The organism is Megasphaera sp. AF13-6AC, from assembly GCF_027685385.1.
GTDB lineage: Bacteria > Bacillota > Negativicutes > Veillonellales > Megasphaeraceae > Megasphaera > Megasphaera micronuciformis.
On sequence record NZ_JAQCUN010000265.1, the window covers coordinates 1 to 954 of the forward strand.

Genomic DNA, 954 nt, shown 5'->3' on the forward strand with positions numbered 1-954 from the left:
AACTACACCGGCCGACTGAGCTCGAGCTGCAGCCATAGGACCTGTCAAGGTATTGACCGTAAGCAGTACATCGCCTTCACGAACAACCGTACCTACAGCCGATACTGTCGTTACCGTACCGCTCAACACGGAAGTATATGCTACTTCTGCAGCGCTGACGGGCATAACGGCCATAGCGGCCAAGCCCAGTGCTACTATCATCTTTTTTAACTTTTTCATATTATCCACCTCTATGATTCGTAATAACTGTCTTTTAATCTGTCCATTTCCGCCAAAGCCTTGCCGGCTCCGTTTGCTACGGAAAGAAGGGGCGTGTCGCATAAGTAAGCGGCCATCCCCGTGGCTCTTGCAATGAGACGATCGAAACCGTCCAAAAGAGCCCCGCCGCCGGTGAGGACAATGCCGTGGTCGGCAATGTCGGCCGCCAATTCGGGCGGCGTCTTTTCCAATATAGATACGACGGCATGGACAATACTGTCCAAAGGCTCTTCCAGAGCCGTTCTTATTTCCTGCGAGTCCACATCGGCCTCTACGGGAAGTCCTGTTTCCGTACTGCGACCGCGCACGTCGGCCATAAAGTTGCGACCGTCCGCAATGGCCGTGCCGATGAGCATTTTTAACTCTTCGGCCGTACGATACCCGACGGTTACGGATTTATTTTTTTCCAAATAGCGAATAATCGCTTCATCGAAGGTATGACTGCCGATACGCAAGGATTCGCTGATAACGACACCGCTGAGGCTTAAAATAGCCACATTCGTCGTACCGCCGCCCAGGTCGACAACCATGGACCCGTTCGAATCGGCAATATCAAGACCTGCCCCGATGGCTGCCGCCAAGGGTTCTTCCATGACGACAATCTTACGGGCTCCGGCCTGCAATACGGCCTCCATGACGGCCCGTCGTTCTACGTTCGTCACACCTGAGGGAACGGATACGATGACGCGCGGCTTA

General features: G+C 53.7%; 2 protein-coding genes. Both read right to left on the bottom strand.

Annotation, left to right across the window (positions count from 1 at the left end):
- Nucleotides 1-219, bottom strand: a 219-nt coding sequence (locus PGX78_RS08740) for a hypothetical protein (RefSeq protein WP_270446571.1), incomplete at its 3' end; no start/stop codon positions are given.
- A gap of 11 nt (nucleotides 220-230) precedes the next feature.
- A partial coding sequence (locus PGX78_RS08745; RefSeq protein WP_270446572.1) for a rod shape-determining protein occupies nucleotides 231-954 on the bottom strand: 724 nt, incomplete at its 5' end.